This is a genomic window from Streptomyces sp. NPDC017890, from assembly GCF_044328675.1.
GTDB lineage: Bacteria > Actinomycetota > Actinomycetes > Streptomycetales > Streptomycetaceae > Streptomyces.
Map to the genome: position 1 here is coordinate 1 of NZ_JBIRHU010000172.1, position 1056 is coordinate 1056.

At 61.0% G+C, this 1056-nt stretch carries 3 protein-coding genes; all 3 read right to left on the bottom strand.

Features of this window, described 5'->3' with window-relative positions; all coding sequences use genetic code 11:
• Positions 1 to 341: 341 nt before the first annotated feature.
• The gene (locus ACH4F2_RS36325; protein WP_351646612.1) at positions 342 to 485 is read right to left on the bottom strand and encodes a hypothetical protein; all 144 of its coding nucleotides are present in this window, start codon (positions 483 to 485) and stop codon (positions 342 to 344) included.
• Positions 485 to 772 (bottom strand): hypothetical protein, encoded by a 288-nt coding sequence (locus ACH4F2_RS36330; protein WP_351646614.1) that lies wholly within the window; start codon positions 770 to 772, stop codon positions 485 to 487. The genes ACH4F2_RS36325 and ACH4F2_RS36330 overlap by 1 nt, the downstream gene beginning before the upstream one ends.
• Positions 769 to 1056: hypothetical protein (locus ACH4F2_RS36335; RefSeq protein WP_398136845.1), on the bottom strand; the 288-nt coding region annotated here is incomplete at its 5' end. The genes ACH4F2_RS36335 and ACH4F2_RS36330, both read right to left, overlap by 4 nt.

Below are 1056 nucleotides of genomic sequence, written 5' to 3' on the forward strand. Positions count from 1 at the left end.
CGTGACGCTTGTCGCGGGCCACCATGATCATTCCTATTTCGCCGTCGGGGAGCTCGATCACCGACCTGGGCGGCAACGCCTCCAGCTCTTCGACGCTGTTCACCGTGCGAGGCTTCGACCAACCAGCGTTCTGTAGCGCGGCGGCAGCGAGATAGCACTCGCCTGTGCAGTCTTCGAGGTTCGCCGCGCACACATGCTTGTGGATCGGCACAACGAGTTCATGTGTGGCCTGTGATCGGATCTCACTCACGATTCCCCCTGGTGGTCGGCCATGCAGTCGTCGCGGCAGTCTTCGTCGCATCCGTTGTAGAACTCGTCCTCGGGATCGGTGATGTTCTCACTCACAACGACTCCTCAGAAGGCTTGGCGGCGGCACTGAGTTCCTCCGCTTTGGTGATCAGTTCGTCGGCCTGCAGTGGTGTCAGTCCGTAGGTGATGAGGTCTCGGACCAGGAGGTGCCTGATGTCTGGGCTGCGTTTGCTCATCACCAATCACCGTCTTCGAGTTCCTCAGGCGGAATTGGCGCGATGGTGAAGCGTCCGCCTTCAATCTTGGTTTCAGTGCCGTCCTCGTGAAGGATGCTGCTGTCATAGGTGGCTTCGACTTCGATGTCGTGAATCTTCTCGATGCCGAAGTCTCGGAGCGGGTTACCTTTGCCGACCGTGATCCGAAGGTTCGGCCCCCACTTCGCTTTCCACTGCTCGTGGCTGTCGGCGATCCTCTGCAGAATCTTCACCAGTAGCTCAGCCTGGCTGTCGGTGTAGTCGCTCACGATTCCCCTTCCAAAGCTGCGCGGAGTTCGTCTGCGTCGTATTCGTGGGCTCGTGCTGGTTCGACGCAGCCGTACTGCTCGCGTTCGCCGTAGCGGAGATTGCAGCTCGGGCAACGCACGTCGTCTCGGGCGAGGTGGCGTGCCCATTCGAGTTGGCGGCGTTCCTCGGCGCGGTACTTCTCCAGCTCTGCTTCGAGTTCGGCCGCCGTGGCCTCCGCCTTCTCGGCGCGTTGGCGTTGACGTTCAACCTCTTGCTGGGCGATGCCGACCAGTTCCCACACAGG